This is a genomic window from Leisingera daeponensis (assembly GCF_019801465.1).
Lineage (GTDB): Bacteria > Pseudomonadota > Alphaproteobacteria > Rhodobacterales > Rhodobacteraceae > Leisingera > Leisingera daeponensis_A.
In genome coordinates, this window is the sequence record NZ_JAHVJA010000002.1 from 571642 (window position 1) to 595698 (window position 24057).

18 protein-coding genes are annotated in these 24057 nt (G+C 63.9%); 13 read left to right on the plus strand and 5 right to left on the minus strand.

Features of this window, described 5'->3' with window-relative positions:
- The first annotated feature begins 90 nt into the window (after positions 1-90).
- The 7 genes from KUV26_RS07550 (at position 91) to cobJ (ending at position 8214) form a co-directional block, all read left to right on the plus strand.
- Positions 91-501 (plus strand): DUF1636 family protein, encoded by a 411-nt coding sequence (locus KUV26_RS07550; protein WP_222507890.1) that lies wholly within the window; start codon positions 91-93, stop codon positions 499-501.
- A 2-nt stretch (positions 502-503) separates the two neighbouring features.
- Positions 504-1544, plus strand: coding sequence for a cobalamin biosynthesis protein CobW (cobW, locus tag KUV26_RS07555; protein WP_222507891.1), 1041 nt, complete (start codon positions 504-506; stop codon positions 1542-1544).
- Positions 1545-1693: 149 nt separating this feature from the next.
- The gene (gene cobN / locus KUV26_RS07560) at positions 1694-4939 is read left to right on the plus strand and encodes a cobaltochelatase subunit CobN (RefSeq protein WP_222507892.1); all 3246 of its coding nucleotides are present in this window, start codon (positions 1694-1696) and stop codon (positions 4937-4939) included.
- On the plus strand, positions 4936-6102 hold the full coding sequence (gene cobG / locus KUV26_RS07565; protein WP_222507893.1) for a precorrin-3B synthase: 1167 nt from the start codon (positions 4936-4938) through the stop codon (positions 6100-6102). The genes cobN and cobG overlap by 4 nt, the downstream gene beginning before the upstream one ends.
- 1 nt (position 6103) lies before the next feature.
- Positions 6104-6733 (plus strand): precorrin-8X methylmutase, encoded by a 630-nt coding sequence (locus KUV26_RS07570; protein ID WP_222503964.1) that lies wholly within the window; start codon positions 6104-6106, stop codon positions 6731-6733.
- A 3-nt stretch (positions 6734-6736) separates the two neighbouring features.
- Entirely contained in the window at positions 6737-7453 is a 717-nt protein-coding gene (locus KUV26_RS07575) for a precorrin-2 C(20)-methyltransferase (RefSeq protein WP_222507894.1), read from the plus strand.
- Positions 7450-8214 (plus strand): precorrin-3B C(17)-methyltransferase, encoded by a 765-nt coding sequence (gene cobJ, locus KUV26_RS07580; RefSeq protein WP_222507895.1) that lies wholly within the window; start codon positions 7450-7452, stop codon positions 8212-8214. The genes KUV26_RS07575 and cobJ overlap by 4 nt, the downstream gene beginning before the upstream one ends.
- Here the strand turns inward: cobJ and KUV26_RS07585 are convergent.
- Positions 8211-8951, minus strand: a complete 741-nt coding sequence (locus tag KUV26_RS07585) for a cobalt-precorrin-6A reductase (RefSeq protein WP_222507896.1) — start codon at positions 8949-8951, stop codon at positions 8211-8213. The genes cobJ and KUV26_RS07585 overlap by 4 nt on opposite strands.
- Between KUV26_RS07585 and cbiE the strand changes: the two genes are divergently transcribed.
- Genes cbiE through cobF form a run of 6 tightly spaced genes read left to right on the plus strand, consistent with a single transcriptional unit; the run spans position 8950 to position 14135 of the window.
- Positions 8950-10137 carry a precorrin-6y C5,15-methyltransferase (decarboxylating) subunit CbiE gene (gene cbiE / locus KUV26_RS07590; protein ID WP_222507897.1) on the plus strand — a complete coding sequence of 396 codons (1188 nt, stop codon included), beginning with the start codon at positions 8950-8952 and terminating at the stop codon, positions 10135-10137. The two genes, KUV26_RS07585 and cbiE, sit on opposite strands and share 2 nt — an antisense overlap.
- Complete coding sequence (locus KUV26_RS07595) at positions 10134-10511, plus strand: cobalamin biosynthesis protein (RefSeq protein WP_222508011.1); 378 nt, start codon at positions 10134-10136, stop codon at positions 10509-10511. The genes cbiE and KUV26_RS07595 overlap by 4 nt, the downstream gene beginning before the upstream one ends.
- A complete protein-coding gene (cobM, locus tag KUV26_RS07600) occupies positions 10508-11302 on the plus strand; it encodes a precorrin-4 C(11)-methyltransferase (protein ID WP_222507898.1) in 795 nt (264 codons plus the stop codon). Before KUV26_RS07595 ends, cobM begins: the two co-directional genes overlap by 4 nt.
- Positions 11303-11306: 4 nt before the next feature.
- On the plus strand, positions 11307-12626 hold the full coding sequence (locus KUV26_RS07605; RefSeq protein ID WP_222507899.1) for a cobyrinate a,c-diamide synthase: 1320 nt from the start codon (positions 11307-11309) through the stop codon (positions 12624-12626).
- Positions 12623-13357 (plus strand): uroporphyrinogen-III C-methyltransferase, encoded by a 735-nt coding sequence (gene cobA / locus KUV26_RS07610; RefSeq protein WP_222507900.1) that lies wholly within the window; start codon positions 12623-12625, stop codon positions 13355-13357. The genes KUV26_RS07605 and cobA overlap by 4 nt, the downstream gene beginning before the upstream one ends.
- 25 nt (positions 13358-13382) lie before the next feature.
- On the plus strand, positions 13383-14135 hold the full coding sequence (gene cobF / locus KUV26_RS07615) for a precorrin-6A synthase (deacetylating) (RefSeq protein WP_222507901.1): 753 nt from the start codon (positions 13383-13385) through the stop codon (positions 14133-14135).
- A 9-nt stretch (positions 14136-14144) separates the two neighbouring features.
- Here the strand turns inward: cobF and KUV26_RS07620 are convergent, their stop codons facing one another.
- From KUV26_RS07620 to KUV26_RS07635, 4 genes are all read right to left on the minus strand, one after another.
- On the minus strand, positions 14145-15155 hold the full coding sequence (locus tag KUV26_RS07620; protein ID WP_222507902.1) for a CHAD domain-containing protein: 1011 nt from the start codon (positions 15153-15155) through the stop codon (positions 14145-14147).
- Positions 15156-15803: 648 nt separating this feature from the next.
- Positions 15804-20414, minus strand: coding sequence for a sacsin N-terminal ATP-binding-like domain-containing protein (locus tag KUV26_RS07625; RefSeq protein ID WP_409996940.1), 4611 nt, complete (start codon positions 20412-20414; stop codon positions 15804-15806).
- Positions 20338-20670: a DUF4357 domain-containing protein gene (locus KUV26_RS07630; protein WP_222507904.1), complete on the minus strand. Its 333-nt coding sequence runs from the start codon at positions 20668-20670 to the stop codon at positions 20338-20340. Before KUV26_RS07630 ends, KUV26_RS07625 begins: the two co-directional genes overlap by 77 nt.
- Positions 20671-20687: 17 nt before the next feature.
- A complete protein-coding gene (locus tag KUV26_RS07635; RefSeq protein WP_222507905.1) occupies positions 20688-23966 on the minus strand; it encodes a TM0106 family RecB-like putative nuclease in 3279 nt (1092 codons plus the stop codon).
- Between the last annotated feature and the right edge of the window lie 91 nt (positions 23967-24057).

The window sequence follows — 24057 nt, forward strand, 5'->3', positions numbered from 1 at the left end:
GGCGGGGTGTTCCGCGACCGGTTGAGGGGCAGGCACTCTGCAGCCCCCTTTCGGCCTTCCCGCACGCCTGCCGCGACAGGAGACGCGCCGATGGTTGACGATTTGGCAGGCAAGACCGCCAGCACCCCGGGACCGGTCACGCTGACCGTATGCCTCACCTGCCGCCGCGAGGGCGCCGACCCCGAGGCTGCCCGCCCCGGCGCGGTCCTGCACGCCGCTCTGGAAGAGGCCGGCATGCCGGAAGGCGTCCGCCTGCGCGGTGTCGAATGCCTGTCGTCCTGCAAGCGCGGCTGTGCCGTGGCCCTGGTCGGCGGCGCAGAGCGCTGGACCTATGTTTATGGCGACCTTGATCCGGACCAGCACGTTCCGGAAATCCTGGAAGGCGCCGCAGCCTATGCCGCCACCGCTGACGGCGTCGTGCCCTGGCGCGAGCGCCCGCAGACCTTCCGCAAGCAATCCGTTGCCCGCATCCCGCCGGCCAAGTTCTTCTCCGAGGAGTAATCATGAGCGACCTCAACAAGATCCCCGTCACCGTCATCACCGGCTTCCTCGGTGCGGGCAAAACCACCCTGATCCGGCACCTGATGCAGAACCCGCAAGGCAAGCGCCTGGCCGTGGTGGTGAACGAATTCGGCACCGCCGGTGTGGACGGCGACATCCTGAAATCCTGCGCCGATGAGAACTGCCCCGCGGAAAACATCATGGAGCTGGCCAACGGCTGCATCTGCTGCACCGTGGCCGATGACTTCATCCCCACTATCGAGCAGCTGATGAACCTGCCGGAAAAACCCGATCACATCGTGATCGAAACCTCCGGCCTGGCGCTGCCGAAGCCTTTGCTGAAAGCCTTTGACTGGCCCGCGATCCGTTCACGCATCACCGTCGACGGCGTGATCGCTTTGGCCGATGCCGAGGCTGTCGCCAAGGGCCAGTTTGCCCCCGATCTGGACGCCGTGCAGGCCCAGCGCGAAGCGGATGACAGCATCGACCACGAAACCCCGCTGTCCGAGGTGTTCGAGGACCAGATCTCCTGCGCCGACATCGTGCTTCTGTCCAAGGCCGACCTGGCCGGCGACGCAGGCGTCGAGAAGGCCCGCGCTGTGATCGAGGCCGAGGCGCCGCGCAAGCTGCCGATCCTGCCGATGAGCGAAGGCGTCATCGACCCGCGCATCATCCTAGGCCTTGGCGCCGCTGCCGAGGACGACCTGGAATCCCGTCCCAGCCACCACGACGGCCACCATGACCACGAGCATGACGATTTTGAAAGCATCGTTGTCGAAATGGGCGAAGTCTCCGACCCGGAAGCGCTGCAGAATGCCATCGTGAAACTCGCCCGCGAGCGCAATATCCTGCGCGTCAAAGGCTATGTCGCGGTGGAGGGAAAGCCGATGCGGATGCTGGTTCAGGCCGTGGGCGAGCGCCTGCGCGCCCAGTATGACCAGCCCTGGGGCGCGCAGCCGCGCAAAACCGCCCTGGTGGTCATCGCCGAGCATGACGACATCGACGAACAGGCCATCCGCGCCGAGCTGGGGGCCTGCAACTGATATGATGGAAGAGAAGCGAAATCCGGGATGTTCCGCCCGGCCGCAAGGCCGGGCAGCGCCCATCCCGCCCCCCCACGGGGCGGGCGCTTCTCGTTTACCCCGCCGGGCCGGACGCTGCCCTATGCGAACAATCTGACAGGGACCACCCCATGCACGTCGTCTTCCGCGAAAGCCACGGCCTTGACGAGACCGATACCCCGCAGGACCTCGGGCAGACGCCTGCGGACCTTGTGGTGCTGTCGTTTTCCGACAGTGATCTCGGGGCCTTCGCAGCGGGCTGGCACCGGGCGGATGGCAAACTGCCCAGCTTGCGCCTCGCCAATCTGGTAGCGCTCAAGCACCCCCTGTCGGTCGATGTCTACGCAGAACAGACACTTGAGGGCGCCAAAGGCGTCCTCGTCCGCCTGATCGGCGGCGAAAGCTACTGGTCCTACGGCCTTGCCACCCTGCAGGACCTTGCCCGCCGCAAGGGCATCGCGCTGGCAATCCTGCCCGCCGACGGCCGCGAGGATGCGCGGCTCGACGAGCTGTCCACCCTTCCCGTCTCCACCCTGCGCCGCCTGCAATCCCTGTGCGATGCCGGCGGAGCCGTTGCCGCTCAGGCCGCGCTGGCCCAGCTATCGCTCGCAGCCGGCCTCTACGCCGGGCCGGTGATCGGCCTCAAAACCACCCCCGAACATGGCTTCTATGACCCGGCCAAGGGCGTGCTGGCCGACCTGCCGCCGCAGGACAAACCGCTGGTGCTGGTGAGCTTCTACCGCTCCTACCTCACCGCCGCCGACACCGCCCCGGTGGATGCACTGATCGCGGAACTGCGCGCCCGCGGCTACGCCGCCTATGGCGCCTTTGCCGCCAGCCTCAAGGCCCCCACCGCCGCCGACTGGCTGCGCCAGAAGCTCCCCGTTCTGAACCCTGCCGCGATCATCAACGCCACCGCCTTTTCGGCGCAAGGCACTGACGGCAGCGCCTCGCCGCTCAGCACGACCGGTTGCCCCGTGTTCCAAGTCGCCCTCTCCACCGTGCGCAGGAAGGACTGGGCCGAGGCCGGCCGCGGACTGTCGCCTGCCGACCTCGCCATGCACGTCGTCCTGCCCGAGGTCGACGGCCGCATTTTCGCCGGCGTTGTCAGCTTCAAGTCCCCGGGCAAGAAAAACCCGGACCTGCAGTACTCCCGTTTCGCCCACCGCGCCGACGCGGACCGCATCAAGGCCGCCGTTGACCGCATCGAGGGCTGGCAGCGCCTCGCCAGACTGCCGAATGCAGACAAACGACTTGCCCTGATCCTGTCCACTTACCCCGGCCGCGACCACAATCTTGCTCACGCCGTTGGTTTGGACGCCCTCGCCTCCTGCGACGAAATCCTGCGCGAACTCTCCGCCCAAGGCTACGCCGTCGAAGCGACGGAAAACACCGGCCTGCGGCTGATGGATGAGACGCTGAGCGTTCCGCTGGACGACTACCGCAAGGCTCTTGCCACCCTGCCGCAAGACCTGCAGGACACTCTGGCCGAGGCTTGGGGCGCCCCGGAACAGGACATAGACTGCCGCGATGGCGCCTTTCATTTCAAGGCCCTGCGCGCAGGCACAGCCCTCATCGCACTGCAGCCCGAGCGCGGCGAAGTGAAAACCCGCGTCGATGACTACCACGACCTGGACCGCACCCCGCGCCACGCCTATGTGGCGTTTTATTTGTGGCTGCGCGCGCAAACAGACGCGATCGTCCACATCGGCGCCCATGGTACGCTGGAATGGTTGCCGGGCAAGGCGGTGGCGCTTTCCGGCGCCTGCTGGCCCGAGGTGCTGACCGGCCCGCTGCCGGTGGCCTATCCCTTCATCGTCAACGACCCGGGCGAGGCCGCACAGGCCAAGCGCCGCATCGGTGCCGTCACCCTCGGCCACCTGCCGCCGCCGCTCGCCCAGACCCACCTGCCCGAGGGCATGGCGCGGCTCGAAAGCCTGCTGGACGAATATTCCACCGCCGATGGCCTCGACCCGGCCCGCCGAGACCGGCTGATCGGCGACATCCGGGCAGAGGCGCAGGGAACCGGCGTGGAGGCCGACCTCGGCCTCACCCCAGACACCTCCCCCGCCGAGGCCATCACCCGCATCGACGCCTTTGTCTGCGACATCAAGGAAAGCCAGTACGGCGAGGGGCTGCACATTTTCGGCGCTGGCCAATGCGGCGCGGAAGAACGCGCCGGGCTGATCGCCGCGCTGGACGGCAAGATCGTCACCCCCGGCCCCTCCGGCTCGCCCTTCCGCGGCCGCGCCGATGTGATCCCCACCGGGCGCAACCTCTTTACCACTGACCCGCGGGCGGTTCCGTCGCGGGCGGCGCATGCGCAAGGGGTCAAACTGGCGGAAGAGCTGCTGCGCCGCCACCTGCAGGACCACGGCGACTGGCCCAAGGGGCTGGTGATCGACCTCTGGGGCTCCGCCACCATGCGCACCGCGGGCGAGGAATTTGCCATGGCGCTGCATCTGGCAGGGCTGGCACCGAAATGGGACGAAGGCTCCGAGCGCGTCTCCGGGTTCGAGGTACTGCCGCTGTCGATGCTGAACCGCCCGCGCATCGACGTGACCCTGCGGGTCTCCGGCCTGTTCCGCGATGTCTTCCCCGGTCTCGCCCAAATGTTCGAAACTGCCGCCGCAGCCCTTGCCCAGCGCGAGGAAACCCAGGCAGACAACCCCTATCTGACAGAGACCCCCCGCGTCTTCGGCCCCAAGCCGGGCCAGTACGGCCTCTCGATGAATCCGCATCTGGACGACTACACCGACGATGCACGGCAGGCAGCGGGCGAAGCCTGGCTCAACGCCTCTTCCCACGCGATCGACGCGAAGGGCACCATCCACGACGCCCGCGAGGCGCTGGAAACCCGCTTGCAGGGCGCAGACAGTTTTGTGCACCTGCAGGACCTGCCGGAAACCGATCTGCTGGTTGCCTCCGACTACGCGGCGCATGAGGCGGGTTTCGCCGCCGCTATGGCGCGCATCGGCCAAGCAACACCTGCGCTCTACCACATGGACGCCACACGGCCCGACAAGCCGCAGGCACGCTCCCTGGGCGAGGAAATCGCCCGCGTCACCCGCGCCCGCGCCGCCAACCCGGACTGGGCCACCTCGATGATGAACCACGGCTTCCGCGGCGCGGCGGAAATCGCCGCCACGCTCGACCACATGGCCGCCTTCGCGCATCTGGCGCAGGTGGTTCAGCCGCACCTGTTCGATCTCTACTTCGAGGCGACTCTGGGCCGCAGCGATCTGGTAGACTTCATGGAGCGCGAAAACCCTGCCGCCCTGCAGGCCATGCGCGACCGTTTCCGCGCCCTGTTCGACGCAGGCCTTTGGAGCACGCGGCGCAACTCGATCATGGCCGAGCTGGAGGGCGCAGCATGAGTGCCGCCGCCGCCCCCAAGGTCTATGGCTGGTGCCCTGGCGCCCTGCGCCCGATGATGTCCGGCGACGGGCTGGTGGTGAGGGTGCGCGCGCCGCTGGGCAGACTGTCTGTTGCCCAAGCGCGCGGAGTGGCAAGGCTTTCGCAAGAGTACGGCAACGGTCTCCTCGACATCTCCGCCCGCGCCAACCTGCAGATGCGCGGCATCCGCGAAGAAGCGCACGAAGAACTGATCGCAGGCCTGCGCGGTCTCGGACTGATCGACCCCGACCCACGCGCCGAAGCCCGCCGCAATGTCATCCTTGCCCCGTTCTGGCAGGAAGGCGGCGACACCCGCGCCATTGCCTCAGAGCTCAGCGCCGCTCTGACGGCCGCAACGGACCTTTCACTGCCCGGGAAGTTCGGCTTTGCCGTGGACTGCGGCGAGACGCCGGTGCTGCAGGACACTGCTGCGGACATCCGCATCGAACGCGCAGGCGGCCAGCTGGTCCTGCGTGCCGACGGGGCGGAAACCGGCAAGGCCGTCACACGTGAATCCGCGGCAGAAGAGGCCCTGTCCCTAGCCCGCTGGTTCGTTGAGACCGGCGGTGTCACCGATGGCCGCGGCCGGATGAAGCTGCATTTAGCCAAGGGCATCGCGCTGCCCGCAGGCCACACGGCTCCAAGGGCAATCGCCAGCTTCACCGCAAAACCGGGCATTGTCTCCGCAGGGAGGCTTGCAGCATTGGAGTTCGGCCAGATGCCCGCCGCAACGCTCGCGCAGCTGGCGGACCACGGCGAGATCCGCCTCACCCCCTGGCGGATGCTGCTGGTGGAAGGCCCAAAGGATCTCCCGCCCCTGCCCGGCCTGATCCTGGATGCAACGGATCCGCGCCTGCAAGTGGTCGCTTGCACCGGCGCCCCCGGCTGCCTGCAGGCGCTTTCCTCCACCCGCAGTCTGGCGCGGGAATTGGCCCCCTTTATCCCCGCCGGGACCCGCCTGCATGTTTCCGGCTGCACCAAGGGCTGCGCTTGCCCCCGCACCGCACCGCTGACCCTGACCGCCACCGGCCAGAATGAATTTTCCCTGATCCGCAATGGCACTGCCGCGGATCAGCCGCTAAAGACCCGCCTGAGCGCCGACGCTTTGCGCGCCGCTCCCGAACTTCTGAGAGAGGGCAGCTGACATGCTCCACACCTATGAAACCGACGGCGCCGCGATCTACGCCGAAAGCTTTGCCACCATCCGCCGCGAAGCCGATCTGGCCCGCTTCAACAAGGACGAGGAAAGCGTTGTCGTGCGCATGATCCACGCCGCCGGCATGGTGGGGCTGGAAGAGCACGTGCGCTTCTCCGAGGGCATGGCCGAAACCGCCCGCGCAGCCTTGGCGAACGGCGCGCCGATCCTCTGCGACGCCTATATGGTTTCCGAGGGCATCACCCGCCCGCGCCTGCCCGCGGACAATGAGGTGATCTGCACTCTGCGCGACCCGAAGGTGCCGGAGCTGGCCAAGGAAATGTCCAACACCCGCTCTGCCGCCGCGCTGGAGCTGTGGCGCCCGAAACTGGAGGGTGCGGTTGTGGCGATCGGCAACGCCCCCACTGCGCTGTTCCACCTGCTGAACATGCTGAAGGACCCGTCCTGCCCCCGCCCCGCTGCCATCATCGGCTGCCCGGTGGGCTTTGTCGGCGCGATGGAATCAAAGGAGGCGCTGATGGAAGACCTGCCGGTTCCGTCGATGATCGTGAAGGGCCGCCTGGGCGGCTCCGCCATCACCGTCGCCGCGGTCAATGCGCTGGCGAGCTGGAAAGAGTAACCGATGGGCACAGTCATCTGCGCAGGGCTTGGCCCCGGGGATCCCGACCTGATGAGCGTCCGCTCGCACCGGCTGATCTCCTCCGCGCGCCACATCGCCTATTTCCGCAAGGCCGGCCGCCAGGGCCAGGCCCGCGCCATTGTCGAGGGCATGCTGGCAGAGGGCGTCACCGAGCACGCGATGGAATATCCGGTGACGACCGAGATCCATTTCTCGGACCCCGAATACAACCGGGTGCTGGCAGAGTTCTATGACCGCTGGGCCGATACGCTCGCCGAGATCGCGCAGGACGAAGACGTGGTGGTGCTGTGCGAGGGCGATCCGTTTCTCTATGGCTCCTACATGCATCTCTACACCCGCCTAAAGGGCCGCGCCGAGCAGGAGATCGTGCCCGGCATCACCGGCATGTCCGGCTGCTGGACCGCCTCCGGCCAGCCGATTACCTGGGGGGACGATGTGCTGACCGTGGCGATGGCCACCCTTAGCGAGGATGAGCTGGCCAAACGCGCCGCCGAGACCGACGCGCTGGTGGTGATGAAGATCGGCCGCAACCTGCCCAAGCTGCGCCGCGCGCTGGAACGTGCGGGCCGCGCGGATGACGCCTGGCTGGTCGAGCGCGGCACCATGCCGGGCCAGACCGTGCAGAAGCTCTCGGAGATCGACGGCGAGGTGCCTTACTTCTCCATCGTTTTGGTTCACGGACAGGGGCGCCGGCCATGAAACTATCGCAAAACGGCTGGGTGGTGATCGCGGGGCTTGGCCCGGGCAACGAGGCGCTGGTGACCCAGGAAGTGCGTAACGCCATTGATGAGGCCACGGACATCGTTGGTTACATCCCCTATGTGAAGCGCATCGCGCCGCGCGAGGGGCTGACCCTGCACGCCACCGACAACCGGGTCGAGGTCGACCGCGCCACCCATGCGCTGGAGATGGCCGCCGAGGGCAAACGCGTGGTCGTGGTCTCCTCCGGTGATCCGGGGGTGTTCGCCATGGCCTCCGCCGTGTTCGAGGCGCTGGAGAACAACGCGGATAGCCACCCGGACTGGCTGGATCTGGACATCAAGGTGCTGCCCGGCATCACCGCGATGCTGGCCGCTGCTGCCGCCATCGGCGCGCCGCTGGGGCATGATTTCGCGGCCATCAACCTCAGCGACAACCTGAAGCCCTGGAGCCTGATCGAAAAGCGCCTGCAGCTGGTCGGCGAGGCCGGGCTGGCAATGGCGTTCTACAACCCGCGCTCCAAGTCGCGGCCGCATCAGTTTGCCCGCGCGCTGGACATCCTGCGCGAGGCCTGCGGCCAGGACACGCTGATCACCTTTGCCCGCGACGTGACCAAGCCCGGGCAGGAGCTGCTAACGGTGCCGCTGAAGGAGGCCACGCCCGAGATGGCCGACATGCGCACTGTGGTGATTGTCGGCAACCGCGACACCCGGCGGGTCGGCAACTACGTCTACACCCCGCGCTACGCAGCCGAGGGCTAAGCCGGGGGATGGGACAGCCAGGCCATAACCTCTGCCACGCTGCCCATGACGGGGCGCTCGGGCACCTCGGGTCTGCCGATCATGATGACCGGCAGGCTCAGCTCACGTGCGGCAGTGAGTTTGGCCGCGGCGCCCGCGCCGCCTGCGTTTTTGGCCACCACATGTGTGATGCCATGGCGCTGCATCAGCGCGGTGTCGCCCGCGACGTCAAAAGGCCCGCGGGCGATCTCGACCGTAGTGTGCGGCAGCGGCAAGTCCGCCTCCGGCGCGTCTACCAGCCGCAGCAGGTAGTGGTGATGAGGCTTGGCGGCGAACTGTGCAAGGTTCTGCTTGCCGATCGCCAGGAACACCCGCGCGGAGGCGTCGGGCAGAGCGTCTACGGCCGCCTCGATGCTGTCCGCGTGAACCCATTGGTCGCCCTCCCCCGCCTGCCAGGCCGGGCGTTCAAAGGCGCAGAGGGGCACACCCGCCGCTTCGCAGGCGTGCACCGCGTTGGTGCTCATCTGTGCCGCGAAGGGGTGGGTTGCGTCAACCACATGGGTGATGCTTTCGGTCTTCAGATATTCCGCAAGCCCCTCCACGGCGCCAAAGCCGCCAACGCGGGTGGGCAGCGGCTGGCTGACGGGCTTGGCGGTGCGGCCCGCGTAGGAGAACACCGCATCCCTGCCCGCCTCGGCCAGGGCCTTGGCGAGCGTCGAGGCTTCGGTGGTGCCGCCCAGGAGAAGGATGCGTGTCATGTCTGATCCGTGGCTTACGATAATCGGTCTGGGCGAAAATGGACTGGATTCCTTAAGCGATGCAAGCCGGAAGGCGCTAGCGGAGGCCGAGGTCGTAATCGGCGGCCCGCGGCATCTGGAGCTGGCGGGTGCAGCGGCCAAGGGCCAGCCCTGGCCGGTGCCGTTCTCCATCGGGCCGGTGCTGGCGGCGCGCGGGCGCAAGGTCGCCGTTCTGGCCTCGGGCGATCCGTTCTGGCATGGCGCCGGCGGCTCGCTGGCGCGGCATCTGGAGGATGGCGAGTGGGTCTCTTACCCGGTTCCGTCCACATTTGCGCTGGCGGCCAACCATCTGGCCTGGAAGCTGGAGGAGGTTCTGTGCCTCGGCTTGCACGCGGCCCCCTATGCGCGGGTGCGCCCTCTGCTCGGGGCCGGGACGCGTGTGATCTGCACCATGCGGGACGGGGCTGCGCCGGCGGAGCTGGCGGAGTGGCTGACCGCTGAGGGCTTCGGCGCCTCGCAATTGACAGTGATGGAGTGCCTGGGCGGGCCGCGTCAGAAAGTGCGTTCTGCGCCGGCGCAAGGGTTTGATCTGAAGGACATTCAGGCGCCTGTTGCCGTGGCGGTCGAGGCCGCAGGCAGCAACGGGCTGCCGCAGGCGTCTGGCCTGGCGGATGATCTCTTTGCCAGCGACGGGCAGATCACCAAGCGACCGATCCGGGCGCTGACCTTGTCGGCCTTGGCACCGCGCGCGGGGGAACTCCTTTGGGACATCGGCGGCGGCTCCGGCTCGGTCTCGGCCGAGTGGTGCCTGGCGGCCCGCGGCGCGCGGGCGATCACCTTTGAGCCGCGCGAGAGCCGGCTGGAAAACATCCGCGCCAACGCGGCGGCCTTCGGGCTGGATCACCGGATGACAGCGGTTCCGGGCAAGGCTCCGCACGTGCTGGAGGGCCAGCCCCTGCCCGATTGCGTCTTCATCGGCGGCGGCGGATCGCAAGAGCTGCTGGACCGCCTGTGGGATATCCTGCCCGGGGGCACACGGCTGGTCGCCAATGGCGTGACGCTGGAGACAGAGACCCTGCTGATGCAGGCCCATGCCCGACGCGGCGGGCATCTGTTGAAAGCGGAGATTGCCGAGGCCGGCCCCTTGGGATCCATGCGCGACTGGCGCCGGGCGCGGCCGGTAATCCAGTGGAGCGTCACGCGATGAAGGTGGCGGGCATCGGATTCCGCAGTTCTGCCACGGCGGCGGATTTGCAGGCGGCGCTGGCGCTGACCGGCGAAGGGGTGGATGCCGTCGCCTCCATCGCAGAGAAAGCCGAAACGCCTGCGATGCAAGCGTTCGCCCGGGCCGCCGGCCTGCCGGTGATTGCATTGCAGGAAACAGAAATTGCCGGCGAGCAGACCCTCAGCTGCTCGCCAAGGATCAAGGCGCGGTTCGGCACCGGCTCGCTGGCGGAAGCCGCGGCGCTGGCCGGGGCGCGCAAAGGGGCACCGGGCGCCAGGGCGCGCCTTCTCGCCCCCAGAGTTGTCACCGCGGATGGGCTTGCCACCGCGGCCATAGCAGAAAGACTTGAGCCATGACCGTTCACTTCATTGGCGCCGGACCGGGCGCTGCCGACCTTCTGACCCTGCGCGGGCGCGACATCATCGCGTCCTGCCCGGTCTGCCTCTATGCCGGTTCCCTGGTGCCGGAGGAAATCCTGAGCCATTGTCCGGCGGACGCGAAAATCGTGAACACCGCGGCGATGGACCTCGATGCCATCGTGGCAGAGATCAAGGCGGCGCATGAGGCGGGCCAGGACGTGGCGCGGCTGCATTCCGGAGACCTGTCGGTGTGGTCGGCCATGGGCGAGCAGATCCGCCGCCTGAAGGCTGAGGGCATCCCCGTGAGCGTCACCCCGGGTGTGCCCTCCTTTGCTGCTGCCGCTGCCGCACTGGGGACCGAGCTGACCCTGCCCGGCCTCGGCCAGTCAGTGGTGCTGACCCGCACACCGGGGCGCGCGTCGTCTATGCCTGCAGGCGAGTCGCTGGAAAACTTTGCCAGGACCGGCACCACGCTGGCGATTCACCTGTCGATCGGCAATCTGGACCATGTGGTCGAGAGCCTCACACCGCATTACGGCGCGGATTGCCCGGTCGCGGTGGTTTACCGTGCCAGCTGGCCGGATCAGCAGATCATCCGCGCCACGCTGGAAACACTGAAAGAGTCGCTGGACGAGAAAATCTCCCGCACCGCGCTGATCCTTGTTGGTCCGGTCCTGAAGGGCGAGGGCTTTGACGAAAGCTGCCTCTATTCCACCGATTACGACCGCCGCTACCGCCCGCAAAGCGCCGACAGCCCGTGGTCGAGCTGGAACCACGGGGACGACTAAGGCCATGACCAACCTGAACCCTCCCGGACTGATGATTTCGGCGCCCTCCTCGGGCACCGGCAAGACCACCGTGATGCTGGGCCTTTTGCGGGCGCTGGCCGAGGACGGGCTGACCGTGCAGCCCTACAAGAGCGGGCCGGATTATATCGACCCGGCCTTCCACCTGGCAGCCGCCAAGCGCCCAAGCTTCAACCTGGACACCTGGGCGATGGATGGCGGGCTGCTGGATGCGGTCACGGCCCAATCCGCGGGTGCGGAAATCTGCGTCGGTGAAGGCTCCATGGGCCTCTATGACGGCGTTGCGACCCGCGGCCAGTCGGGCTTCGGCTCCTCCGCCGAGACCGCCAAGCGGATGGGCTGGCCGGTGGTGCTGGTGGTAGATGTGGGCGGCCAGGCACAATCGGCGGCGGCCACCGCGCTGGGGTTCAAAAATTACGACCCGGAGCTGCCCTTTGCCGGTGTTATCCTGAACCGCGTCGCCAGCCCGCGGCATGAACGGCTGACCCGGCTGGGGATGGAGAAGGCAGGCATCAAGGTGCTGGGCTCCCTGCCCCGCCGCGGCGACCTGACCCTGCCGGAGCGCCACCTGGGCCTGATCCAAGCGGTGGAGCACCCGGATCTGGAGGCCGCCATCGCGGGTTATGCATCCTTCCTGCGCGAGCATGTGGATCTGGAGGCCATTAAGGCCGCCGCCATGGCCGGCCAGGCGCCTGCACCTGCCAGCCTGCCCACACCGCCCGCCCAGCGCATTGCGCTGGCGCGGGATGCAGCGTTTTCCTTTACCTATCCGCACCTGCTGACCGGCTGGCGGGCGGCCGGCGCTGAAATCCTGCCGTTCTCGCCGCTGGCGGATGAGGCCCCGGCGGCGGATGCCGATCTGGTCTGGCTGCCCGGCGGCTATCCGGAACTGCATGGCGGCACGCTGGCCGCGGCGGAGACCTTCCGCACGGGCGTGCGCAAACATGCCGAAACCAAACCGGTGCACGGCGAATGCGGCGGCTACATGGCCCTGGGCGAGGCGCTGATCGACAAGGAAGGCACCCGGCATGCGATGCTGGGCCTGCTCGGTCTTGTGACCTCCTACGAGAAGCGCAAGTTCCACCTGGGCTACCGCCGCGCGGTGCTGCAGGCAGGCATGCCCGGCTTTTGCGCGGGCACGGCGTTGCGCGGACATGAGTTCCACTATTCCACCATTCTGGAAGAACCCGACGCGCCCCTGGCCAATGTCAAGGATGCAGACGGCGGCCCGGTGCCCGAGACTGGTTCCATCAAGGGCCATGTGACCGGCACCTTCTTCCACCTGATCACCGGAGAAAGCGCATGAGCGGTTTTGTGAGCTTTGTGTCCTCCGGCCCCGGCGACCCGGAATTGCTGACCGTCAAGGCGGTGAAGCGGCTGGAAGCGGCGGATGCGGTGCTGTTCGACGATCTATCCTCCGGTCCAATCCTGAGCCATGCGCGCACAGACGCCGATCTGGTGGGCGTCGGCAAACGGGCCGGCCGCCCCTCGCCCAAGCAGGACCATGTGAGCCAGCTGCTGGTGGATTACGCCCAGAGCGGCCTGAAGGTTGTGCGGCTGAAATCCGGCGATTCCGGCGTCTTCGGGCGGCTGGAGGAAGAAATGACCGCTCTGCGCGAGGCCGGTATCGGGTTTGAGATCGTGCCCGGCGTCACCGCGGCCTCCGCGGCGGCAGCGGCAGCAAATATCCCGCTGACCCGGCGGCTCACTGCGCGCAGGCTGCAATTCATCACCGGCCATGACGTGACCGGCGGTCTGCCCGACGACCTGAACATGGCGGCGCTGGCCGACCCGCACGCGACCACCGTGGTCTATATGGGCAAGAGCACTTTTGCCGCGCTGGCGGAGAAGCTGATGGAAGCGGGCCTGCCCGCAGATACGCACGCCTTGGTCGCCCTGGGAGTTTCCACGCCGGAGCAGAAACTGTTCTGCCACAATGTGGGGGAGCTGCCATCAGTGCTGCGCGCGATGGAAACCAAGGCGCCGGTGCTGATCCTGTACGGGCCGCTGGCGGACCGGGACCTGCCCGGCGCATGAGCCGGCCATCAAGGAAGACACTGTCATGATTGAGCTTTCCCTGATCGGTATCGGCACCGGCAACCCGCAGCACATGACGCTGCAGGCAATCGGCGCTTTGAACGCGCAGGACCTGATCCTTATTCCAAACAAGGGCTCGGGCAAGGACGACCTGGCAGGCCTGCGGCGCGAGATCTGCAACCGGGTGATTGAAGGCAATGGCCCAAGGATTGTTGAATTTTCGCTGCCCGTCCGTGACGAGGCCATTAAGAGCTACCGCAAGCGGGTGGACGACTGGCACGACGCTATCGCCGAAATATGGTGGCAAAATTTAAGCGCCGGCCTGCCGGAAGGCGGCAAGGCCGGGTTTCTGGTCTGGGGCGATCCGTCGCTTTACGACAGCACCATGCGGATTGCCGAAAGGCTGCAGAAACTGGCGGACATCAAGCTGACGGTGATCCCCGGCATCACCTCCATCCAGGCGCTTACGGCAGCACATGCGATCCCGGTGAATGAGATCGGTGCGCCCTTCACCATCACCACCGGGCGGCAATTGCGGGAAAACGGCTGGCCGGACAGCGCGGAAACGCTGGTGATCATGCTGGACGGCGAATGCTCCTTTCAGTCCATTGCGCCTGAGGGCGTGGAAATCTTCTGGACAGCCTATGCCGGGATGGAAAACCAGATATCCGTGTCCGGCCCGCTTGCCGAAGTCTCCAGCCAGATCATGGAGACCCGGGCAAAAGCGCGGGCCGAACACGGCTGGATCATGGATATCTACCTGCTGCGCCGGGGATAGGCTGCGGCTTCAGCCGTGAAACAAGGTGCGGATGCGCGCTTGCGTTTCCGGGCTATTAAAAGCCTCGGCTTTCGCCTCGACCACGGCGCGCGCCGCCAGCTGGTTCTGGTGCAGAGCTCCAATCAGGGCGCCCGCGCTCAGCGCGATGCTCCGGGTCGCCGCCGGGCTGGCAGCGAAATCCAGCAGCGCCGCCTGCTGGACCGAACAGTCATTGAAACGGCCCAGAGTGTTCTGCAGTTTTTTCAGGGGTTTCAGCACCGTTTTCAGCTCCGCATTATCAAACAGCGGCGCAAACAGCTCCATCAGATAGCGCAGTTTCTTGCAGCTGCTGCGCAGGGCATGAACTTGATCATCCGGCGTTTCCGGGGTGATAGCTGCGGCCAGGCGGCAAACCTTACTGTAACGTTTCCAGATCAGCGCTTTGGCAAAGTCCAGCGCTGGCTGTTCTGCCTTGGCCCCTGCCCCCAGCACCGCACCTTCGGCAAACTCCGCCTGCAGCGCCGCAATCTGCCATTTGTACCGGGCCCCAGCCAGATGCAGCGCCAGCCGCTGATGCTGCTGTTTCCGCTCCCCCTCGGAGACTGCAAACAATGAATCCAGACCTGGATGCAGAGTATCCGGCACCTGCGCATAAAACCTTTGCCGCTCCAGCAGGCAGACATCCAGGTCGCGCAGCCGCCCGGTGACAGCCATCAGGCCGGAGAAGGCCCGTTTGAGGCGCAGCGTTTCGACAGCCGCGAATACCCCCTTGAACAGGCTCAGCACCGAGCGGACCCGGCGCAGAGAAATACGGTAATCGTGCAGAAACTCCGTATCCAGGTCCGAAATAATGCCCGGCTCGTTCTGCCGGGCAACGCGGAGGCAGGAACGGATGATCGCCGCAGCCGCTTCCATTGCCGGCATCTCCGGAAGGAGCGGCACCGGCGGCTTCAGAGTGTAGACAGGACGCCCCGGCGCCAGCAGCGCATATATATCTTCAGGGTCTGCAGGTTCCGCCCCCAGACCAGTCAGAAAACGCACGGCTGCCTCCCGCAGCGCGCCCGGTTCGGCCTGTAAATCGAGCAGCGAAATCCTCCCGAAGACCCCGGAAAACTGCCAGCTGACCAAGGTCCCCCCGGACGCCTGTTTGCAGATGATCCGGTACCGCTGGCGGACAAGCCTGCCCGACGCCGCAGGCAGCAGGCAGCGCAGCGGAAACAGGCCCTTCAAGGCTTCCTTCACCGGCCCTGGACGCAAGTCGTGCAGGAAATTGCCCCCGCGTTTGGCGGATTGTGTCAGACTACACCCGGGCCCCAGAAGGTGCAGTTTCCCGCCGCGCTCCACCAGGAGCCGGCCGCTGGCGCGGATGGAGCCATCAAAGCAATCCCAAGCCGTGAACCTTGCAGGTTTACCCTTGTTTTGCCGGCGAAACTGAAGTTCGCCAGGACTACCGGCCAGCTTCAACGCCTCGTCCGCAGTCGGATTTGTCAGAAAAAACTGTGCGGCATCGGCCATATCACTCGGGTCCGGCTGGTCTCCTGTAAACGGATCGGGCGCAAGCTTTGCGCCCACAATCAACCTAGGCCGGGAACTGATCTTGTGTAGGGGAACGCTCGGGAACCGAGCCCTGCGGACTTGGTTCAGTGTGGCGGAGGGGATGGGCCTGACGTCCAACCTTCTCTGCTTTTTCTATTCGAGATCGGGGACAGGAAACTCGTACTCCAGAGCCTCGGCTTTATCGACACCGGTAAGCGTCACCTCGCCACGGATTTTGGCCGCGAGTTGCTCAAGGGGGTTGAAAATGAAGCGAACCTTGAGGCAACCGTCACCCTCCTCAAGACCAGCAACCACGGCAAGAAAGAAATCCGGATCGTTCTGTGCCGCCTCTACCTCGCTAGGTGTGAGAGTGATGTCTGTTGGGAACGCTGAGCCCGAGCTCATCTTGATTTCATAGCACTGCCGCAACTCATCGATCGCATCCACGCCGATTCCCCGCTTCGAGCGAACATCTTGTATTTGCTCGGGGTTGAGCCGAAGCGCCCGTCTGACGGCTTCTAAGGCCAGTTGTTCCCGGTCACTGACAGGCGGCAGAACCGTTCGGTCGGCAGGTTTCGCGCTGCCCGCGTTGCTACCGGAACCGGATGGGAACGTTCGGCTCGCCTGGCCTTTGGTTCGGGACTTGACGAAGATCACCCCGCTGCCACTGGCGCCTTCATTGACGATTGAGCCCTGCGTGGTCTCAAGATCTTCAATGTCCCGGAGCTTCCGTACCTGCACGGGCGTTTGGTTCTGGGCCGCAGGCTTGCTGCGAGATGGCTTCTGCGTCTTCCTCTGGCTTTCGGTCCGTTCGCTTGCCTGAGCCTGAAGGGCAGCTAGCCTCGTGGCGTTGCCGGCGGCATCTGGTTTCGTAGACGGGAGAACGATCTGGCTTGCACCCCAGCCCTGGTTCGCTTTCTGCCATACTGAAGCCCACGCCCAAGCAAGCTTCTGCCTGTCACCGTCGAACAGAGAAGCAACAGCTTGCCCACCGGCATCTGATGAGCCTGCATCTTCCAACGTGCGCACAATCATTGTCATTGGTTCAGACATCATATGGGCGCGAGCCGGGATACAGATCTCGGGATGCCCCTCCAGCTCAGCAGTAATTTCCAGAGAAGGATCAATGACTAAGCGAGATCGCATCAGTTCTTCCCATGTGCAATTCAAGCTTTCATGAAGTTTAATGTCAGTGCGGATGAGTTCATCAGCCAACAACGCGACAGCTTCGGCAAAGAGCTTGCGCTTGTTCTCTCCTTCCAGGATTCCGGCAGTGCTCAAGGACTTTGGTCGGAAGCTTTCGAGACGAAGGTGGGTGACACCGAGGAATTCAAACAAAGGTTCAACGTCGGTAAAGCTGCTCAGGCCAAGGCGCCAGACTGTCAAACCGGGAATTTCGGCCTGTGCTATTGCCTCTCCATCGAGCACATACATCGGGCGACTCGTCGACCACTCGGTTCCCGTCCAGAGCGGCAGGCGCCGGAGAGTGGACCGCAACTGCGGTGTAGCGTCCGATATGAGCCCGGCTAGTGACCGAAATGCCATCACCATGACGCCCCGGTCTGATGGCGAGAGAGTCGACATTCGCGCAATATCGCGAAGTACTTCGACGCAATCCTTCGCGGACGGCTCCGGAATTGCTAGCGAAACCCAAAGTGGTTCTAAACCAGATATATGAGGTGCGAACACACGATACTCGCCGAATATCCGCGGGCCCCGAAGAATGGCTTCGGGAGAATGCCAACTGTCATCGGCGAGAAGCAGTCCGTCCCGCCCGGGAGATGCCCGGAATGCATTTCTCAGGCGCTGTGGTGTCAGGGCACGGCCAGCCTTCAGATCCACTGCGTTCGAACGGAGGTCGGCAGCAAGAAGTTGATAGATTGTATGAACTTGGTCGGTGACTACCTGCGTCAGCGGCTTTTCTCGCAAACCCTCAAGTCGCTCGATCAGATCATCGCCGGATGGACCTAGTTTAATGCCCAAAGCCTTCAGCAGATCGGGCCGAATGGCGTTCTGATCATATTTTGTAAGGTAAGCTCCCCTGTCAGTACCGTACGTGAGACGGTTCGCTTCTGTGGGCAGCGCAAGCTGGGTCGGTGCCCGAAGGGCGCCGTTGCCGTTCGGTAGCCACACTGCTGCTGAAAGACGCGCTAGCCAAGTGGCTTGGACTTCGCGAGAGTTGGTCCAGTATCCATTATAGCCGACAACGCACTTTGAAATTTGGTAATCTGAATAGCGCCGTTCCCACCCACGACTAAGTACAGCCAGAAGAGCCAGCCCCCGTTTCTTTCGAAGTCGGGCTGGCCCAGACTGAATGTTCTCAACAACCGCTTCCATATCAGGTGACCAGCGGTCGTCTAGAAGATATTGCTCACCGTATCCACCAGCCCTGATCGCCCTGAGCTGCGCGTCGGGGCGGTGAACGCCCGCGACAGCGCTGGCGGGCCGTGTGTCGCGCGACCATCGTACTTTCTCGTTCAAGGGCACGATGAGGCGCGGATCACGCGCAACGCCGAGCGCCGAAAGGAATCTCTGTGCCCCCGCTTCGCTGCGACCACGCTCATGCTTTAGTAACTTCGCATACTCAGGATCCACCCATACTAGGCCCGGCGTTCGGCCAGCTGCTTTCGCAAAGCTGTGAGTTTCGCGATCAATCTGTGCTGGAAGATACGCCTCGTGAGGACGGGACCATGCTCTTTCAGGCCGCTGAGAGTCTGGCATGTATGTGATCGTCCGCAGTTCGATATTGGAGCCAATCTTTGCTCCCATCGTCCGCTGTTCGTCGCGAGGAAGGTGCACCCAAGCGTCCCGAAGTGCGATCAGATCGTCGTTATCGAGACGCACTGGCTCCACGGCATCTTTGTTGGATCTTGCCAGGAGCTTCAGAGCTTCCGCAGGTTGATCGCAAGCCTCTCGAAGAATTCTCATCTCTTTGAGTTTAGCGATGACCGTTTCTGCATCTTGGTTGTCGGCCTGGTAGGCCTGATGCAGTGGCAAAGCGAGGCCAAGACGCCCCGCGAGGCTTTGCGGGTTGTCGTGAAGGACAAGGATCCGTGGGCCGCCCCGTGGTGGACATTCTACGATAGTGCCATCGGCAAGAAGGAAGGCGCTTTTTTCCAGAAACTCGCCCCATAGTCCCTGCTCAAGCGCTAGAGCTGCTATTGAAACAAACCAAGAGGGATCGCGGTGCCCAATCGCGTCGGGGTGATCGAAAAGTTCCAGAGAATCCGAAAGGTCAAGCGCTTGTGGATCTTCGAGATCATCCAAGACCAAGCGCCATCGCCCATCTCCATCTCGGCACCCGGGGTCTAGTGCCATTCGGCCTGGCGCGAGCAGTTCAAGGTCTTCTGGCGTCAGCAGGCCATCAAGTCCCGCGTCTTCATAGACGATTTGCGAGAGCTCAACCTTAACTGTTCTTGCAGGTAGGCGAAGGTCAGATCTCAACCGCTTGTGGCATGTTTCGACCACGTCTTGAGCAAATGCGGCCTTGATCCAGTCAGCGGTTTCTAGCGTCTCCGTCATGAGCGGGACGTGCGTCCAAGCAGCTGCGGGCTCGCGTGCAAATGCATTGAGTGCCACCGCACCGAGCAGATGGCCGAGATCAGCTAGGCGCCTCTTGTTCCACGAGGTAGCCAAGATTGTCGAGCGTGCGCCATCAGGGTCGAACTGCGCATTTAGGCTGATTGGTGCGGCTATTTCGATCGGAAGAGGTATCCGGTCATGGAGGGCACCTTCCAGGTGCAGGTCTGCGGAAACGCAGATCCCGAGCGGCGTCGTCTTGCCAGTTGCCTTATTTCGTCGCGCCTCGCCGGCGGTCACCGGTAGCTCGGTCCAGTATCGATCAAACTTCTGACCGGCAAGCTCCATCGGCTCTTGGATGATGAGACCATCGTGGCGGACGGAGCATGTCACGGCGTTCAACACAGCTTCGACATCCCGCCCTGGCTCCACTTGTATGGAGTAGCCGCGAACCGATCCCGGCGCATCCAAATCGACATAGCTGAGCCGACGAATGTGCCGTAGGAATTTAAGGCTATCTACCCCGAGGTTTTCCACTGCATCTGGGATGTCCGCAACATCGACCTCAGGGGCGAGTGGCACGACAAGCATCGTCTCCCTACGTTGCGGATCATATAGTCCTTCGACGGATTTGGCGGGCTCGACGATCTCGGGCGCTTCGTCGAGCATCGCGAAATGAAAGGGCGCGCAATGCATCTCGAGCGGCCCGCCGAGCGATTTCAGTGTCTTCTGACCAATTCCAAACCGCCCAGAAGCCTCATCATCTGTGGCCTTCGTGGAAAGCCAAGGCAAAACCATCGCTCCCAAATGAGCAAGCGAGACGGGCTTTCCATTGTGTATTATCAGCAGTTCTTGGCGCGGTGAGTGCCGAAGACCGATCCGAAGCTCAGACGCACCAAGATCGTCGGCGTTTTGCAAAGCCTCGGAAAGACCCTGAAATGGTCTGGGGCTAAGCATACTGGCGCCGACCTCGGCGCCCCTTTGGCTTGCACGGAAGATCGAGGGCTGTCGACGTATGATTTCTGCGAACTCAGCGATCGCACCCTGCGCCCATTCTAGACTGGGGCTTTGAGGCACCCAACCGGTATCAGGCCACGACTCGCATAGTTTCTCAGCAGCTTGTCTGCCCTGCATATTGTCCGACAAATCATTAGAAGCCGACAAAGCGCTATACACCCCTCGCTTCTTTGATCGTCTTGCCGTCAGACGGCCTGCGCCAGCTTTGGGGGCCGCTGCAATTCCCATCCTTGACGACGCCCCCAGCCACACTTGAGCTGCCGAAGAGATGATCGCGCGAGAAACGATACAGGTCCGGGTCAGTGTCCGGGACGAGGACACCCTGCCGAACCAGACGGTCCCGCTCCTCACGATCCCGTTTCACACGAGGAGAGCCCTCCCGCATCGCCGTGGAGCCCTCGCGGACAAGGAAACCACCGGCCTCGGGGCGGCCATAGGCTTGAGCCTTCTGCGGACGCATTACAAACCAATCGTTCTCGCTCATGCATTCCCTCTTTCGTTCTATTTGATCAATGGCAGAGCACACAGCGTATTCACCAGCTGCATTTGCTCAACAGAATTGCACTTCGCCTCGCGCAATCGGGGCGCTCCAAATACCAATGCGAGTCCCTTGGCGCGGGAGAACGCAACATTGATGCGATTTAGCGAAAACAGAAACTCCATCCCGCGCGAGGTTTCTTCAGCGGAAGATGCCGTCATGGAAACCAGGCAAACCGGTGCTTCTTGTCCCTGAAACTTGTCCACGGTTCCGACGCGAACGCCCAACGGAAGGGCATCCCGCAAAGCGTTTACCTGTGCGTTGTATGGGGCGACGACGATGATGTCCGTATCGCGCATCGGCCGCGTGCTGCCGTCCTTCTCCGTCCAGCTGCCGTCAAGGAGGTCAGTGACGGTTTTGCCAATAGCGTCGACTTCTTCCTGTGCGATCTGGGCATTACCCTCATGCGGGACCGGCACCCAGAAAGCTCCGGCTTCGGGGAGCGCCGTGCCTGTCACGCACTGGTTAGCCGTATCAGGATGGCTGGTCAGTCGGCCTTCATACACCTGTTCTGAGACAAACCGACAGACGTCAGGGTGCATGCGCCGTGAAGTGGGAAGGAAAATGCCCCGGTCGGCTGGAACCGTCGCATGCTCACCGAGCATCCAATCCAGGCACGACAGGTTCGCAGGCTCGGGATGCGCTCCCTGAATGACTTGCGGCAACTGGCGTGGGTCGCCCACAAGGACGATGTTTCGCGCGGCACGCCCCATGGCAGCCATGTTGGCAAGTCCGACCTGACCTGCCTCGTCCACGAACAGCCAATCAAAGGCCTGAACATTTTCGTCGCGCGAAAAGAACCACGCGGTGCCGCCCACGACATGCCCGGTTTTCGCGGCTTCTGCGTTGTCAGTCGTACGATGTACAGGGCAGCCTTCGGGATAACCATCCTCGATGCTGGAAACCTTGTGGACGAGATCAAGATTGATCGGCAGGTCTTCGTCTTCCAAAGCTGAAAGACAGCCCATCAGCACATTCCTGATAGCCTCGTGGCTGTTGGATGCGACGCCGACGCGATGGCCCTTGCGCACCAAAGACAGGATCGCGCGCGCGCTCACATAGGTCTTGCCGGTACCAGGTGGCCCCTGGATCGGCAGGACCGTTCCATCCATGTCATTCACCACGGCAATAGTGCCCGCTACAGGGTCTGCCCCGCCCAAAAGATCGCCCCGCGGGCCAGAGCGCAGACGCGGTGCAGCGCGCGAGAGCAGGTCATCCACGGCCGTATATTGGCCCGCGCCGCATTGATCATCGATCACATCACGCAAAGCACTGGCAATGACGCCTGTCTGGATCGGCCAGTCCGGATGCAGCGTCAGCTGTTCCGTCAGTAGGTCGGCCTTGCCCGGGCCTGCTTTGACGGTGATCTGACGAGCGCGGCGATCCATAGACTCGATCCCAACCGTTGTAGGTGGGCTATCGAATACGGGAACCGTCGCCTTCTTGCCGCTCCGCAGTTTCGTCTCCTGTTCGGGATAGGTGTATCGGCGCGCGAAGGATCGCTTGACGGGTTCGACAGGACCCGCTGCCTCAAGCCCGCCAAGTGCATCGAGATCGTCGAGCAGATCATCCTCGTCCTTTGCGGTGCTATCGAATACGGCCCATTGCGCGGGCTTTAACTCGCGGTTGTGAAAGACGCCGAGGTTGAACAGCATATCCTGCCGCGCCTCGGGCAAGCCTGATGTTGCTAGCAGGTTGCGCAGAGCTTGCGTGTCGGCGTCCTCTTCGACTTCTTTATCGCCTGCATCCGGGGCAAGTTTTGGCCAAGGGCCGACAGGTCGGATGCCTACCAGCCAGTCGCGCAATTCCTCGGTCGAGATGCAATCGACGCGGTTGTAATCCTCGATCTCGTCCAGAATCTGCTGGTCTTGCGTTTTACGCCAACGCTCATAGGCCACGACCGAGCCACCCGCTGTCTTGACCTCACCGTCCCGCTTGCGGTCGTAAAATGCTTCCATCGATTTGATGGAATAGTTTGGTTCCGACCCGATCAGCCCGCCGCGGACCACGGCGAACAAGTCGACGAAGCGCCGTTCCCGGAGCAGCCGGTCGAGGAAAGCTTCACCGATACCATATTTCGTGGTCAGGCGTTTCAGCGCGGTGATCTCGTATGGCGCGTAGTGATAAATGCGCGCAGTGGGGTATTGCGAAATCCGCGCGCGAAAGAACGCCAGCAAGTCCGACAATGCCCGCGCTTCTGTGTCGTGGTCATGGGCCCAGAACGCCTGGAACTGCCCGTCGAACCAGATGCCGTGCAGATATTCGAGGCCGCCTTCATAGTGAGGATCGCCTTCGATGTCGTAGAACAGGTCGCCCGTCTGGGGTTCCGGCAGGAGGTCGAAACCTTTGCCAGGCTCCAGTGCCCGCAGTTCAAAATCTGGCTCCCCGGTTTTGCGGGCCTGTTGCAGGCGGGCCTGAGTGACCAATCGGGCCTGGGTGTTTTCGGCCATTCCGCGCACCGGGTGATCCAGCGTCGAGAGAGCCTCCAATGTGTTAACACCCGCTGCTTCTAGCTTTTTCACCTGACCACGACTGATGTTGGCGACATTGAACAAGCTGTCTTCGGCGTGCCAGACGCTGTTGCAATGTTCGACCCAGCGGCACAGACCGCAATCCGCACATGGCACCGGGCGTGTTGGCTGCGGATCGGCGACGAAGGCTTCCAACCGTTGTCGCGCCATCCGAGCATAGGAAGAGTAGTCTGCCAGGCGCAGCGTAGCGCGGGTGCCGTCTCCCAATTCGACATGCGCGAACTCGGGCACCACCCCCTGAATTTCCGCCAACAGATCGGAATACAGAACCAGCTGAAGCACATGTTTGGGATCGGCCCGACGTTTCAGCTTGGTGTCGGCCACCTCGTAGCTGAACGGTCCGAGCGCTGAGGGTGTCTCAACACGCTCCAGGAAGTCGGACCAGCCGCCCCAGTTCCCCGACAGAAACGCGCCCTGAAACACGACGTCCGGACCAGTAGTGAGCGCCGCGCGCGTGGTTTCAGCGTTTTCGCCAAGTTTGCCGCGCGCGATTTCCATGACCGTGCGCCCGCCCTTTTTGAGGCGAGCCAAATGCGCGGCCTCGTGGGCATCGCCCTGCTTTTGCAACAGTGCTGCGTCTTCGGTGTCGTCGCCCGGCTCCGGGCCCGTTCCCCGCATATGTGCCAGATCAAGGGTGGTCGCATGTGCGCAGCCTGTGAAGCGCATGAGATCCGTTGCGGACAGAAAGATGCGACCGTCGAGATCCCTCATGGCTACTCCATTACCTTTGCAAATCAATCTCCAAGGGAATCACCTCGACAGACCGCAAGGTCATCAATACCGTTTGAGGGTGTCAATTTCT

Coding starts and splice junctions, on each gene's coding strand:
- cobF (WP_222507901.1), top strand. CDS start 13,383: ATGATTGAGCTTTCCCTGATCGGTATCGGCACCGGCAACCCGCAGCAC.
- cobN (WP_222507892.1), top strand. CDS start 1,694: ATGCACGTCGTCTTCCGCGAAAGCCACGGCCTTGACGAGACCGATACC.
- cbiE (WP_222507897.1), top strand. CDS start 8,950: ATGTCTGATCCGTGGCTTACGATAATCGGTCTGGGCGAAAATGGACTG.
- cobG (WP_222507893.1), top strand. CDS start 4,936: ATGAGTGCCGCCGCCGCCCCCAAGGTCTATGGCTGGTGCCCTGGCGCC.
- KUV26_RS07585 (WP_222507896.1), bottom strand. CDS start 8,951: ATGACACGCATCCTTCTCCTGGGCGGCACCACCGAAGCCTCGACGCTC.
- KUV26_RS07625 (WP_409996940.1), bottom strand. CDS start 20,414: ATGGGAATTGCAGCGGCCCCCAAAGCTGGCGCAGGCCGTCTGACGGCA.
- cobA (WP_222507900.1), top strand. CDS start 12,623: ATGAGCGGTTTTGTGAGCTTTGTGTCCTCCGGCCCCGGCGACCCGGAA.
- KUV26_RS07570 (WP_222503964.1), top strand. CDS start 6,104: ATGCTCCACACCTATGAAACCGACGGCGCCGCGATCTACGCCGAAAGC.
- KUV26_RS07605 (WP_222507899.1), top strand. CDS start 11,307: ATGACCAACCTGAACCCTCCCGGACTGATGATTTCGGCGCCCTCCTCG.
- KUV26_RS07630 (WP_222507904.1), bottom strand. CDS start 20,670: ATGAGCGAGAACGATTGGTTTGTAATGCGTCCGCAGAAGGCTCAAGCC.
- KUV26_RS07575 (WP_222507894.1), top strand. CDS start 6,737: ATGGGCACAGTCATCTGCGCAGGGCTTGGCCCCGGGGATCCCGACCTG.
- cobJ (WP_222507895.1), top strand. CDS start 7,450: ATGAAACTATCGCAAAACGGCTGGGTGGTGATCGCGGGGCTTGGCCCG.
- KUV26_RS07550 (WP_222507890.1), top strand. CDS start 91: ATGGTTGACGATTTGGCAGGCAAGACCGCCAGCACCCCGGGACCGGTC.
- cobW (WP_222507891.1), top strand. CDS start 504: ATGAGCGACCTCAACAAGATCCCCGTCACCGTCATCACCGGCTTCCTC.
- KUV26_RS07635 (WP_222507905.1), bottom strand. CDS start 23,966: ATGAGGGATCTCGACGGTCGCATCTTTCTGTCCGCAACGGATCTCATG.
- KUV26_RS07595 (WP_222508011.1), top strand. CDS start 10,134: ATGAAGGTGGCGGGCATCGGATTCCGCAGTTCTGCCACGGCGGCGGAT.
- cobM (WP_222507898.1), top strand. CDS start 10,508: ATGACCGTTCACTTCATTGGCGCCGGACCGGGCGCTGCCGACCTTCTG.